The following is a 12,544-nucleotide window of genomic DNA, read 5'->3' as shown; positions in this document are numbered from 1 at the left end:
GTGGCGGGGGCGGGCGCAGCGGCCGGCGCGGGTGCGGGTGCCGGCGCGGGAGTCGCGACGACGGCCGGGGCCGCGGGAGTCGGTGCGGGGGTGGTTTCCTGTGCCGGAGCGGCAGACTCGGCGGCCGGCGTGGCGGGCGGCAACACCAGCGGCTTGACCTTGTTCCTGTCGACGATCTCGATCGGCAGATCGACCGGTATCGGCCGCGGCTGGTTGTCGAAGATCAGCGGAAACCCGATCACCGCAGCCAGCACCAGCACCGCAGCGCCGATAAGCCGGTGCATGGCACGCCGGCGCACGGCCTCGACCGTGGGCGCCGGCTTTTGCTTCTTCTTGGAAGGCGCCGGCTGCTCATCGCGGCCCTTGCGGAACTTGAACAAAGCCATGGAATGGGGGGTCAGGGGTTCATGTGTCTGGCGGAAAGGCGCGGTACGCCGTCCTTCAACACGCCACCCACGGTGTGGAATGATCCAAAGACGACGATTCTATCAGCCGGGTCCGCCGCATCGACCGCTGCGCGCAGGGCCGAGACCGGGTCCGCGAACGCCTGCGCCGCCGTGTCCTTGCGGCTGTTGCCGGCCTGCCAGCGCGACTGCAGTTGCGCGGCCTTTTCGGCCCGCGCCAGCGGCAGGTCGGTGAAATACCAGCGGTCGATGATCGGGTTCAGGCGCTCGAACATCGGCGCCAGGTCCTTGTCGGCCATGGCGCCGAACACCGCATGGGTGGTGGGGAAAAACCCCATCGCGTCGAGGTTCACCGCCAGCGCGGCCGCGGCATGCGCGTTGTGCGCGACATCGAGCACCAGCGTCGGCTCACCGGGAACGATCTGGAACCGGCCCGGCAAGGCCACCAGCGCCAGGCCGTTGCGCACCGCCTGCGCCGTCACCGGCAGCTGTTCGCGCATCGCGGTCAGCGCCGCCAGCACGCCGCTGGCGTTGAGCAGCTGGTTGGCGCCGCGCAGCGCCGGATACGCCAGTCCGGCATAACGCCGGCCCCGTCCGCTCCAGGCCCATTGCTGCTTGTCGCCGGAGAAATTGAAGTCCACGCCCAGGCGCCACAGGTCGGCGCCGATCTCGAGCGCATGGTCGAGCACGCTTTGCGGCGGCACCGGGTCGCTGACGATGACCGGCCGCCCGGTGCGCATCACCCCGGCCTTCTCGCGGCCGATGCTCTCGCGGTCCGGGCCGAGGAACTCCATGTGGTCCAGGTCCACGCTGGTGATCACCGCGCAGTCGGCATCGACGATGTTGACCGCGTCCAGCCGACCGCCCAGCCCCACTTCGAGGATCGCCACGTCGAGCTTCGCGCGCGTCATCAGGTCCAGGATCGCCAGCGTCGTGAATTCGAAATAGGTCAGCGACACATCCGGCGGGGCCTGGCAACGCGCGCGCTCGACGCGGGCGAAGGCCTCGATCAGCGGGTCCACGGCCACGGCCTCGCCCTGCAGCCGCAGCCGCTCCTCGAAATGGACCAGGTGCGGCGAGGTATAGACACCGGTACGAAAGCCGCTTTCGCCCAGGATGGCCTCGAGCATGGCGCAGGTCGAACCCTTGCCGTTGGTTCCGGCCACGGTGATCACCGGGCATGCGAACCGGATGCCCATGCGCTCGGCGACCAGGCGCACCCGCTCCAGCCCCATGTCGATGTGTTTCGGGTGCAGCCGCTCGCAATGGTCGAGCCAGTCCGCGAGGGTCCGGAATCCGGCGGGATCGGGGGTCAATCAGGCCTCCTGTGGTGCTGTGTTTGCATGGCAGGCGCATTGTCGCGCAGCGGATTGCGGCATGATGTGCGCATGAAAAACACTGCCATCACCGTATACGGCATTCGCAACTGCGACACCGTCAAGAAGGCGCGCCAGTGGCTGGACGAGCACGGGCAACCCTACGTGTTCCGCGACTTCAAGACCGAAGGCGTGCCGCCGGCGCTGCTCGACCACTGGATGGAGCAGGTCGGCTGGGAGACCCTGCTCAACCGCAAGGGCACGACCTGGCGCCGGCTCGACGAGGCCACGCGCGCATCCGTGGTGGACGCCGCGGGCGCACGCGCCGTCATGCTCGAGCACCCCAGCACCATCAAGCGCCCGGTCGTGGCCTGGGGCGGCCCCACCAACAAGGACGTCAGCGTCGGCTTCAAGGCCGAACTCTGGGAAACCCGGCTGGTCTGACAGGGCACCGGCGCGCGGCGCGCGTGCACAACGGCGTGGCCTAAAATCGCCGGCTGGCCTGGCTGCGGCATGTCCGAGCCGGCCGCCCGTCCGAGGCGCGGCTTCGCCCCTTGTCTTCGCTTGATCACTGCCTTTCCCATGACCACCCCTGTCATCTCCAACGTGTCCGTCACGACCCAGGCCAACGTGTATTTCGACGGCCGCTGCGTCAGCCACAGCCTGAGCCTGCCCGACGGCACGAAGAAGTCGGTCGGCGTCGTGCTGCCGATGGAACAACGCTTCAACACGGCCCAGGCCGAGGTCATGGAGTGTGTCGCCGGCAGCTGCGAATACCGCCTGGCCGGCAGCGACGCATGGCAGACGTCACGCGCCGGCGAATCGTTCCGGATCCCGGCCAACGCGTATTTCGACATCCGCGTGACCGAGCCCTACCACTACATCTGCCACTACGGCTGACACAGGAAAGCACCGACCCACCATGGCCACCATTCTCCAGAACCTGCCACTGCAACAGAAAGTCGGCATCGCCTTCTCCGGCGGCTTGGACACCAGCGCCGCGCTGCACTGGATGAAGATCAAGGGCGCGATCCCCTACGCCTACACCGCCAACCTCGGTCAGCCGGACGAACCCGACTACGACGAGATTCCGCGCAAGGCCCTGCAATACGGTGCCGAGAAGGCGCGGCTGATCGACTGCCGCGCCCAGCTGGCCCATGAAGGCATTGCCGCGCTGCAGGCCGGCGCTTTCCACGTCACCACGGCCGGCGTCACCTACTTCAACACCACGCCGCTGGGCCGGGCCGTGACCGGCACCATGCTGGTGGCGGCGATGAAGGAGGACGACGTGCACATCTGGGGCGACGGCAGCACCTTCAAGGGCAACGACATCGAGCGTTTCTACCGCTACGGCCTGCTGACCAACCCCAGCCTGAAGATCTACAAGCCCTGGCTGGACCAGGCCTTCATCGACGAACTCGGCGGCCGCGCCGAGATGTCGGCCTTCATGACCAAAGCGGGCTTCGGCTACAAGATGTCGGCCGAGAAGGCCTACTCCACCGACTCCAACATGCTGGGCGCCACCCACGAGGCCAAGGACCTGGAGCACCTCGACAGCGGCATCCGGATCGTGCAGCCCATCATGGGCGTGGCGTTCTGGCGCGACGAGGTCGAAGTCAAGCGCGAGGAGGTCACGGTCCGGTTCGAGGAAGGCCAGCCGGTCGCCCTCAACGGCGTGCAGTACAGCGACCCGGTCGAACTCATCCTGGAGGCCAACCGCATCGGCGGGCGCCACGGCCTGGGCATGAGCGACCAGATCGAGAACCGCATCATCGAGGCCAAGAGCCGCGGCATCTACGAGGCCCCCGGCCTGGCGCTGCTGTTCATCGCCTACGAACGCCTGGTCACCGGCATCCACAACGAAGACACGATCGAGCAATACCGCGACCATGGCCGCCGGCTCGGCCGCCTGCTCTACCAGGGCCGCTGGTTCGACCCGCAGGCCATCATGCTGCGCGAGACCGCCCAGCGCTGGGTCGCGCGCGCGATCACCGGCGAGGTCACGATCGAGCTGCGCCGCGGCAACGACTATTCGCTGCTCAACACCGAGTCGCCCAACCTGACCTACCACCCGGACCGGCTGACGATGGAAAAAGGCGAATCCGTGTTCTCGCCGCAGGACCGCATCGGCCAGCTGACAATGCGCAACCTGGACATCGTCGACACCCGCGCCAAGCTGGGCATCTACACCCGGACCGGGCTGCTGAGCATGGGCGACGGCTACGGCGTGCCGCAGCTGGGCAACGACGACGACAGCAACAACAGCCGCAAGTAAGGCCGGGCCCCGGCGCCGGGGCCCCGGTCAGACGACGACCGGCTCCGGCTCGAGCTGGATGCCGAAACGCTCGTACACGCTGGTCTGGATCGCCCGGGCCAGCGTCATCACCTCGCCGCCGGTAGCGTCACCCCGGTTCACCAGCACCAGCGCCTGGCGCTCGTACACCGCCGCATTGCCGACCGACTTGCCCTTCCAGCCGCAGGCGTCGATGAGCCAGCCGGCGGCCAGCTTGACCGCGCCGTTGTCCAGCGGGTAATGCACGATGCGCGGCTCGCGCTGGATGATGTCGTCGCACTGCTCGCGCGTCACCTGCGGGTTCTTGAAGAAGCTGCCGGCATTGCCCAGCACCGCCGGATTGGGCAGCTTGGCGCTGCGGATCGCGCAGACCCAGTCGAAGATCTGCCGCGCGTCGGGCGCGGTGATGCCGGTCTCGATCATCTTGCGTTCCAGGTCGGCATATCCGAGCACCGGCTTCCAGGGCTTGGGCAGGAACAGCCGCACATGGGTGATGACGACGCGGTCGCGCAGGCCGAAACCGGTCACCGGCGCGCCATCGGCACCCAGGGCCGCGCTCGCCGCGTCCGGCGCCGGATGTTTGAACACCGAATCGCGGTAGCCGAACCCGCACTGGGCGGCGTCCAGCGTGTAGCGTGCGCCGGTGACCAGGTCGGTGGCATCGAGCGAATGGAAGCGGTCCTGCAATTCCAGCCCGTAGGCGCCGATGTTCTGCACCGGCGAGGCGCCCACCGTGCCCGGGATCATGGCCAGGTTCTCCAGCCCGGGGTAACCCTGGTCCAGCGTCCAGGCCACCAGTTCGTGCCAGTTCTCGCCCGCGCCGACCTCGATCACGGTGCCCTTGTCGGTCTCCTGCAGCACCCGCCGGCCCATGACCTCGACCTTGAGCACCAGCGGCCGGACGTCGCCGGTCAGCACGATGTTGCTGCCGCCGCCCAGGATGAACCGGGGTTCGGCCGCCAGTTCCGGGTCCGCCAGCACCTGGTCGAGCACGTCCACCCCGGTCACGCGCACCAGCGAAAAGGCCTTCGCCACGATGTGAAACGTGTTGTAGGGTTGGAGCGGGACGTTTTTCTCGACTAACATGACAGGATTGTCGCATCGGGTCCCGATGCGGCCGCATTTGAAACTGGTGGAACCATGCCCTCATTCGACACAGTCTGCGAGGCCGATCTCGTGGAAGTCCGCAACGCGGTGGACAACACCGTCAAGGAAATCAGCACCCGGTTCGATTTCAAGGGAACCTCGGCCGCGATCGAACTCAAGGAAAAAGACATCACGCTGATCGGCGACGCCGAGTTCCAGCTCGGCCAGATCGAGGACGTGCTGCGCAACAAGATGACCAAGCGCGGCGTCGACGTGCGATTCCTCGACCGTGGCGACGTGCAGAAGATGGGCGGCGACAAGGTCAAGCAGGTGATCAAGGTCCGCAACGGCATCGAGACCGAGGTGTCCAAGAAGATCCAGCGCATGATCAAGGACAGCAAGCTCAAGCTGCAGGCCGCGATCCAGGGCGATGCGGTGCGCATCACCGGCGCCAAGCGCGACGACCTGCAGGCCGCGATGGCGCTGATCCGCAAGGACATCCCCGACCTGCCGCTGAGCTTCAACAACTTCCGCGACTGACCCCGCCACGGCGCGCCATGCTCCACCGCCCACGTCGCCGCTGCAGCGTCCTTGCGACGCTGGCGCCGCTTGCCGCGGCCGGCGCCATGGTCGTCGCGCCGGCGCAGGCGCAGGACGTCAACCTCTCGGGCATGCTGGGCAACAAGGCGCTGCTGGTCGTCGACGGCAGCGAGCCCAAGCTGGTGGCGCCGGGCGAATCCTTCCGCGGCGTGCGCGTCCTGTCCACCCAGGGTCAGAGCGCGGTGATCGAGGTCGGCGGACAACGCCAGAGCCTGCGCATCGGCGCCGCGCCGGTCAGTGTCGGGCAGCCGGTGGCGCAATCGAGTGGCGCGCGCATCGTGTTGTCGGCCGATTCGGGCGGCCACTTCGTGACCCAGGGCCTGCTCAACGCCAGGCCGGTGCAGTTCATGGTCGACACCGGTGCGACCACGGTCGGTGTCAGCGTCTCCGACGCCGATCGCATCGGCCTCAAGTACAAGCACGGCCAGGCGGTCCAGGTCGCCACCGCCAACGGCGTCGTGCCGGGCTGGAAGATCCGGCTCTCGTCGGTGCGCATGAACGACGTGGAGGTGCGTGACATCGACGCCGTGGTCACGCCCATTGCCATGCCCTTCGTGCTGCTGGGCAACAGCTTCCTGGCCCGCTTCCAGATGACGCGCAACAACGAGCAGATGGTGCTGGAGAAGCGCTACTGATGCGCCGCCACGCCCTCCACCCCCACCGGCACGCCGCACCGTGAGCCTCAGCGTCGAAAGCGAAACCGAATACGAGGACCTGCTCGGCCTGTGGTCCGACCTCGAGGCCGGCCTGGGCATCGTGCTGGGCCATTCGTCCAGCGTGCAGGAGTTCGAGCAACGCGTGTGGCAATACGACCGCTGGATGCAGACGCTGCTCGAGCGCGACACCGACGTCGGCCTGTACCTGCTGTTCCAGCTGGCGACCAATTCCCCGGTGGGCTACAGCGCCTCGCACGCGCTGGTGTGCGCGGTGCTGGCCCACCTGATCGGCGCCGAACTCGGCCTGCCGCAGGACGAACGCGACTCCATGGTGCATGCCACGCTGACGATGAACATCGGCATGACCGCGCTGCAGGACGAACTCGCCGGCCAGCTCGAGCGCCCCACGCCCGACCAGCAGGCCGGCATCGACGCGCACTCGGCGCTGGGCCGCGACATCCTGTCCGCGCTCGGCATCCGTGACGCCCTGTGGCTGGACATCGTCGCGCACCATCACGACGAGATCGCCGACAACAAACCCCTGGCCACGCTGACGCCGGTCGATCGCCTCGCGCGCATCGTGCGCACCGTGGACCGCTACGGCGCCATGATCAGTCCGCGCAAGTCACGGGCCGGGCGCAGTGCCACCGACTCGGTGCGCTCCATCATCAACGACGCCGGCGAACAGGGCGACGAGATCGGCCACGCGCTGGTGCGCGCCGTCGGCCTGTGCCCGCCGGGCACCTTCGTGCGGCTCGACAACGACGAGGTCGCGGTCGTGATGCGGCGTTCGCGCAAGCCCAACCATCCCCACGTGGCCATCGTGCTCAACGAGGAAGGCCTGATGGTCGGCCAGCCGCGCCTGCACCGCACGGCGCACGGCAGCCCGCAGATCCGCGCGGCACTGGCCACCGCGCTGGTGCGGGTGCGGCTCAACCACCACCTGATCCTGCGCCTGGGCGCGTACGCGGCCCAGCAGGCATAAGCAATGGACGCCCCCTGTCTGGCCGGCTTCACTTCGTGTAAGCCGGCCGAACCCCCCACTGGGGGGCGCCCCCTACGGCCTGGCAGAGCCAGATCCGTGGGGGTCTGGGCTGGCCTGCTTCTCGGCCGCTTGCGCTTTCGTGACCTGTGTTTGCACGTAACGCCCTGGAGCACGGGGATGGCCGTCAGGCCTTCTTCGCGCCCAGCTTCGATTCGGTGCCCTTGAACAGGCGGTTGATGTTGGCCGCATGGCGCCAGGCCAGCAGCAAGGCCATCACCACCATGGCCAGCAGCAGGCTCTTGTCCAGGTACCAGGCCACGCCGTCGCCGAAGATGTAATACACCGGCGCGAACACCGCCGCCACCAGCGAGGCCAGCGACGAGTACCGGAAGAACACGGCGATCACCAGCCAGCTGGCGGCAGCCGCCAGGCCGAGGATCCAGTTGAAACCCAGCAACACGCCCAGCGCCGTGGCCACGCCCTTGCCGCCCTGGAAGCGGAAGAACACCGGGAACAGGTGCCCCAGGAAGGCGGCCAGCCCGGCCATCGCCATCGTGCCCTCGAACATGCCGTACGGCTTGCCGTACCAGGCGATCAGTGCCACCGGCAACCAGCCCTTGGCGCCATCGAGCAGCAAGGTCACCACGGCGGCCGGCTTGCTGCCCGAGCGCAACACGTTGGTCGCCCCCGGGTTCTTGCTGCCATAGGTGCGCGGGTCGTTCAGCCCCATCAGGCGGCTCACGATCACGGCAAACGACAAGGATCCGACCAGGTAGGCGGCAAGCACCACCAGCACGGGCCACAAGGGGTTGGAAGCGTCCATCAGTCAATGTCTCCGCAGCGTCCGGGTCGGCGCCGTTCTGGCGTCATTCTGCCAGCGCGCACGATACCGGCCTGGCACCGAGCAGGCGCACGCACACCTCGGGCGCCAGGCCGACCAGGAAACCCCGGCGCCCGCCGTTGATCAGGATGCGCGGCAACTCCAGGATGGTCTGCTCGATGTACACCGGCATCTGCTTGCGCGTGCCGAACGGCGAGGTGCCGCCCACCAGATAGCCGCTGTGCCGGTTCGCGACCTCGACCGCGCACGGCTCGACCGACTTGCAGCCGATCTGCCGCGCCAGGTTGCGCGTGCTGACCTTGCGGTTGCCGTGCATCAGCACCAGCAGCGGCCGGGCCCGTTCGTCCTGCATCACCAGCGTCTTGACCACGGCGAACGGGTCCTCGCCCAGCACCTCGGCGCTGTGCTGGGCCCCGCCGTGTTCGAGGTATTCATACGGATGCTCGGTGAACGCCACGCCGTGCGCACGCAGCAGCGCGGTGGCCGGCGTCTCGCTGACGTGGGCCTTCTTCGCCATCACTGGGCCGGGTCACGCAGCTCCCACCGAATGGCGTCGATCGCGGCCAGCAGCTCGGGCGACAGGACCGTGCCCCAGGCGTCCAGGCATTCGTCGAGCTGGGCCACGCTGGTGACGCCGATGATGGTGCTGGCCACGCGCCAGTTGGTGTAGCAGAAGGCCAGTGCCAGCTGCGTCGGGCTCAGGCCGTGTTCGCGCGCCAGCGCGTTGTAGCGCCGGGCGCCGGCCAGCGATTCCGGCCTCCCCCAGCGCTGCTTGCGCACCGACTCGTAGCTGGAGATACGCGCGCCCTTGGGCGCATCGGGTCCTTCGGTGCCGCTGGCATCGTATTTGCCGGTCAACAGGCCGAACCCCAACGGCGAATACGCCAGCAGCGACACGCCCAGCCGGTGGCAGGTCTCGTCGAGGTTGTTGTCGTAGCTGCGGTTGATCAGGCAATACGGGTTCTGGATCGACACCACGCGCGACAGGCCGTGCTGTTCGGCCAGCCGCACGAATTCGTGCACGCCGTACGGCGTCTCGTTGGACAGGCCGATGTGGCGAACCTTGCCCGCCCGGACCAGCCCGGACAGGGCCTCGAGCTGGTCGTGCAGCGTCGTGGCGGTGCGCTCCTTGGCGGGGTCGTAATACATCGAGCCGAACGACGGCACATGGCGCTCGGGCCAGTGGATCTGGTACAGGTCGATGACGTCGGTCTGCAGCCGCTCGAGGCTCTTGTCGCAGGAGCGGCGGATGTCGTCGGGCGTCATGCCCGGGCCCTCGCGCACCCAGTCCATGCCGCGCGAGGGGCCGGCCACCTTGGAGGCGATCACCAGCTTGTCGCGCAGGCCCGGACGCGCCTGGAGCCAGCGGCCGATGATGGCCTCGGTCGCGCCGTAGGTCGCCGCGCGCGTGGGCACCGAATACATCTCGGCGGTGTCCAGGAAATCGATGCCGCGCTCGTAGGCGCGGTCCATGATGGCGAAGGCGTCGGCTTCGGACACCTGTTCGCCGAAGGTCATCGTGCCCAGGCAGATGGGCGTGACATGCAGGTCGCTGTGACCAAGCGGGACTTTGTTCATCGGATCCTCATTCATCGTATGAATGCCGAGTTTAGACGCCCGTTCGCGCCTTCGCCCGCGCCTCCTCCTGCAGCCGCAACACGCGCCGCTGGACCTTGCCGGTGGTGGTCATCGGCAGCTCGGTGACGAACTCGATCTCCTTGGGGTATTCGTACGGCGCGAGCTTGCCGCGCACATGGGCCTGCAGCTGGGCGACCAGGCGCTGGTCCAGCTCCGCACCCGGCCGGGCCTGGCGCTGCGCGGCGGCGTCCGGCGCCAGCACCACATAGGCCTTGACCAGTGCGCCGCGCTCCGGGTCGGGCTTGGGCACGACGGCGGCATTGAGCACCGCCGGATGCTTGACCAGGCAGTTCTCGATCTCGCCCGGCCCGATGCGGTAGCCGGCGGCCTTGAACACGTCGTCGGCGCGGCCCTGGTACCAGAGGTAGCCGTCCGCGTCGCGCGTGGCCAGGTCGCCGGTGCGGCACCAGTCGCCGGTGAACCGGGCCGCGGTGGCGGCCGGGTTTTTCCAGTAGCCCAGGAAAAACACCGGGTCCGGCTGGCCGTGCACGTCGTAGCGGTTCACCGCCACGTCGCCCGGCACGCCGACCGGGCACTCGTTGCCGTGCTCGTCGATGACCATGACCCGGTGGCCGGGGTATCCCTTGCCCATGCTGCCGGGCTTGGCCGGCCAGCCGACGCCGCCGGCGCGCTGGTCGTTCATGGTGCAGTTGCCGACGATGTAGTTGATCTCGGTCTGGCCGAACATCTCGTTGACGACGACGCCGAGCCGATCGCGGCAATAGTCGAACACCGCGTCGCCGACCGCCTCGCCGGCGCTCATGATGGCCTGCAGTTGCAGGCGGAACTGCTGCTTCGGCTCGGGATAGGCCTTCATCATCGCCTTGAGCGCGGTCGGAAAGATGAAGCTGTGCGTCACCGCGTGGCGCTCCATCAGCTCGAACGCGGCCTGCGGGCTGAAGCGGCCGTTCCAGGCCACGATGGGCCGGCCGAAATACAGCGTGGGCAACAAGGCGTCCATCAGGCCGCCGGTCCAGGCCCAGTCGGCCGGCGACCAGAACACCGCGCGCGAGTCCGAGCCCGGGCGCAGCGGGTCGAAGCCGAACCAGTTCTGGCTGCACACGAAGCCGCTGAGGTTGCCGATCAGCCCGCGGTGCGCGATCAGCGCGCCCTTGGGTTGGCCGGTGGTGCCGCTGGTATAGATCAGCACCGCCGCCTCGTCGGCCCGGGTGTCGCAGGGCGTGAATCGGTCCGACTCCTGTTCGAGCACGGCCTCGTAGCCGGGGTTGCGGTCGCCGGCCCGCTCGCCGACCCGGATCACGCTGCGCAGCAGCGGGCAGTTCTCGCGCACCGACTCCAGCGCCTCGATGGCCACGGCGTCGCAGATCGCGACCACCGCCTCGCTGTCGTGCAGGCGGAACTCCAGCGCCTCGGGGCCGAACAGCATCGACAACGGCATCGCGACCGCGCCGAGTTGCAGCACGGCCATGTAGGCCACCGCGGTCTCGAACCGCTGCGGCAACACGATGGCGACCCGGTCGCCCCGCTCCACGCCCAGCACCGCCAGCGCGTTGGACAACCGGTTGGCCGCCTGCTGCAGCTGCGCATACGACCATGGCGCGGGGGCCAGCCCGGTGCCGTCGGCCACCACCGCGACCCGACTGGCGGCGTCGGAGCCGTCTGCCCAGCGTCCGCAACAGGCCTGCGCCATGTTGAAACGCTCCGGCACATGCCAGCCGAATCCGCCATGCATGGCGGCGTAATGGTCGTGCGCCAGCGCTGCCGGCGCCCTGTCCTTCAGTTGACTGCGTGCCACGCCTTGTCTCCTTATGATCGCCGTAATGTACCAAGTCAAACGACCCTCGCGCTGCCTGCGCGTGCCCATCCGCGGCCTGCAATACAACGTGCGCTGCTGGGGTGAACCCGCGCCCGGCCAGGCTCCGGTGGTCCTGCTGCACGGCTGGATGGACGTGGCCGCCTCGTTCCAGTTCGTCGTCGACGCCTTGTCCGACACCTTCGTGCGGAACCGCTTCATCATCGCACCGGACTGGCGCGGTTACGGCGACACCGACGGCGGCGGCGTCGACAACTACTGGTTCCCCGACTACGTCGCCGACCTGGAATTCCTGGTCGACCACTTCTCGCCCGAGACACCGATCGACCTGGTCGGCCACAGCCTGGGCGGCAACGTGGCGATGTTCTATGCCGGCATCCGGCCCGAACGGGTGCGCCGCCTGGTCAACCTCGAGGGATTCGGCGGCCCCCCCACCGAACCGGCGCAGGCCCCCGGCCGTTATGCCGACTGGCTGGACCAGTTGAAGAAATTCCGCCGCGGCGAACTGGCGCTGCGGCCCTACGACACCGTGGACGGCGTGGCCCGGCGCCTGGCCAAGACCAACCCGCGGCTGGCGCGCGACCCGGCCGGGCGCGACAAGGCCGAATGGCTGGCCGGCCACTGGGCGCGCGCGAACGCCCAGGGGCAGTGGGAGATCCTGGGCGACCCGGCGCACAAGATCATCAACGCCCAGCTGCTGCGCGTGGACGAATTGCTCGAGATCTACAAGCGCATCACGATGCCGCTGCTGGCCGTGGAAGCGTCGGACGACGAGATGTGGCAATGGTGGAGGGGCCGCTTCACCCGCGAGCAGTACCACGAACGGCTGCAATCGGTGCCCGACTGCCGGATCGCGGTCGTCGACGATGCCGGCCACATGCTGCACCACGACCAGCCCGGGCAACTGGCCGCCTTGCTGGAGCCGTTTCTGGGCGGCTGATGGGGCGTGAG

13 protein-coding genes and 1 pseudogene are annotated in these 12,544 nt (G+C 68.4%); 7 read left to right on the top strand and 7 right to left on the bottom strand.

The window, feature by feature from the left end; genetic code table 11:
• A pseudogene (locus KIT86_RS03655) lies at window positions 1–386 on the bottom strand (SPOR domain-containing protein); the annotation flags it as partial.
• Between the two features lie 11 nt (window positions 387–397).
• On the bottom strand, window positions 398–1,720 hold the full coding sequence (gene folC, locus KIT86_RS03650) for a bifunctional tetrahydrofolate synthase/dihydrofolate synthase (RefSeq protein WP_297395126.1): 1,323 nt from the start codon (window positions 1,718–1,720) through the stop codon (window positions 398–400).
• A gap of 72 nt (window positions 1,721–1,792) precedes the next feature.
• On the opposite strand from folC, the gene KIT86_RS03645 reads away from it, so the two are divergent.
• The 3 genes from KIT86_RS03645 (at window position 1,793) to argG (ending at window position 3,995) form a co-directional block, all read left to right on the top strand.
• Complete coding sequence (locus KIT86_RS03645; protein WP_297395124.1) at window positions 1,793–2,164, top strand: ArsC family reductase; 372 nt, start codon at window positions 1,793–1,795, stop codon at window positions 2,162–2,164.
• Window positions 2,165–2,302: 138 nt separating this feature from the next.
• A complete protein-coding gene (locus tag KIT86_RS03640) occupies window positions 2,303–2,620 on the top strand; it encodes a pyrimidine/purine nucleoside phosphorylase (RefSeq protein ID WP_297395123.1) in 318 nt (105 codons plus the stop codon).
• A gap of 22 nt (window positions 2,621–2,642) precedes the next feature.
• Window positions 2,643–3,995, top strand: a complete 1,353-nt coding sequence (gene argG, locus KIT86_RS03635; protein ID WP_297395121.1) for an argininosuccinate synthase — start codon at window positions 2,643–2,645, stop codon at window positions 3,993–3,995.
• Between the two features lie 27 nt (window positions 3,996–4,022).
• Here the strand turns inward: argG and murB are convergent, their stop codons facing one another.
• Window positions 4,023–5,099, bottom strand: coding sequence for a UDP-N-acetylmuramate dehydrogenase (murB, locus tag KIT86_RS03630; RefSeq protein ID WP_297395120.1), 1,077 nt, complete (start codon window positions 5,097–5,099; stop codon window positions 4,023–4,025).
• A 54-nt stretch (window positions 5,100–5,153) separates the two neighbouring features.
• Here murB and KIT86_RS03625 point away from each other — a divergent pair, with 54 nt between their 5' ends.
• Genes KIT86_RS03625 through KIT86_RS03615 form a run of 3 tightly spaced genes read left to right on the top strand, consistent with a single transcriptional unit; the run spans window position 5,154 to window position 7,340 of the window.
• Window positions 5,154–5,639, top strand: coding sequence for a YajQ family cyclic di-GMP-binding protein (locus tag KIT86_RS03625; protein ID WP_297395118.1), 486 nt, complete (start codon window positions 5,154–5,156; stop codon window positions 5,637–5,639).
• A gap of 17 nt (window positions 5,640–5,656) precedes the next feature.
• Window positions 5,657–6,334: a retropepsin-like aspartic protease gene (locus tag KIT86_RS03620; RefSeq protein ID WP_297395116.1), complete on the top strand. Its 678-nt coding sequence runs from the start codon at window positions 5,657–5,659 to the stop codon at window positions 6,332–6,334.
• A 40-nt stretch (window positions 6,335–6,374) separates the two neighbouring features.
• Entirely contained in the window at window positions 6,375–7,340 is a 966-nt protein-coding gene (locus KIT86_RS03615) for an HD domain-containing phosphohydrolase (RefSeq protein ID WP_297395114.1), read from the top strand.
• Window positions 7,341–7,524: 184 nt separating this feature from the next.
• Here the strand turns inward: KIT86_RS03615 and plsY are convergent, their stop codons facing one another.
• Genes plsY through KIT86_RS03595 form a run of 4 tightly spaced genes read right to left on the bottom strand, consistent with a single transcriptional unit; the run spans window position 7,525 to window position 11,512 of the window.
• Window positions 7,525–8,163: a glycerol-3-phosphate 1-O-acyltransferase PlsY gene (gene plsY / locus KIT86_RS03610; RefSeq protein ID WP_297395113.1), complete on the bottom strand. Its 639-nt coding sequence runs from the start codon at window positions 8,161–8,163 to the stop codon at window positions 7,525–7,527.
• Window positions 8,164–8,206: 43 nt separating this feature from the next.
• On the bottom strand, window positions 8,207–8,698 hold the full coding sequence (locus KIT86_RS03605; protein ID WP_297395112.1) for an aminoacyl-tRNA deacylase: 492 nt from the start codon (window positions 8,696–8,698) through the stop codon (window positions 8,207–8,209).
• On the bottom strand, window positions 8,698–9,759 hold the full coding sequence (locus KIT86_RS03600) for an aldo/keto reductase (protein WP_297395110.1): 1,062 nt from the start codon (window positions 9,757–9,759) through the stop codon (window positions 8,698–8,700). Before KIT86_RS03600 ends, KIT86_RS03605 begins: the two co-directional genes overlap by 1 nt.
• A gap of 31 nt (window positions 9,760–9,790) precedes the next feature.
• Window positions 9,791–11,512, bottom strand: coding sequence for an acyl-CoA synthetase (locus tag KIT86_RS03595; RefSeq protein WP_297395137.1), 1,722 nt, complete (start codon window positions 11,510–11,512; stop codon window positions 9,791–9,793).
• Window positions 11,513–11,600: 88 nt separating this feature from the next.
• Between KIT86_RS03595 and KIT86_RS03590 the strand changes: the two genes are divergently transcribed.
• The gene (locus tag KIT86_RS03590) at window positions 11,601–12,533 is read left to right on the top strand and encodes an alpha/beta hydrolase (protein ID WP_297395108.1); all 933 of its coding nucleotides are present in this window, start codon (window positions 11,601–11,603) and stop codon (window positions 12,531–12,533) included.
• Window positions 12,534–12,544 lie beyond the last annotated feature (11 nt).

It is taken from the genome of Hydrogenophaga sp. (assembly GCF_026125825.1).
Taxonomy (GTDB): Bacteria; Pseudomonadota; Gammaproteobacteria; order Burkholderiales; family Burkholderiaceae_C; genus Hydrogenophaga.
The sequence above is the reverse complement of the archived record's forward strand: the minus strand, read 5'-3'. Positions and strand labels throughout refer to the sequence as shown.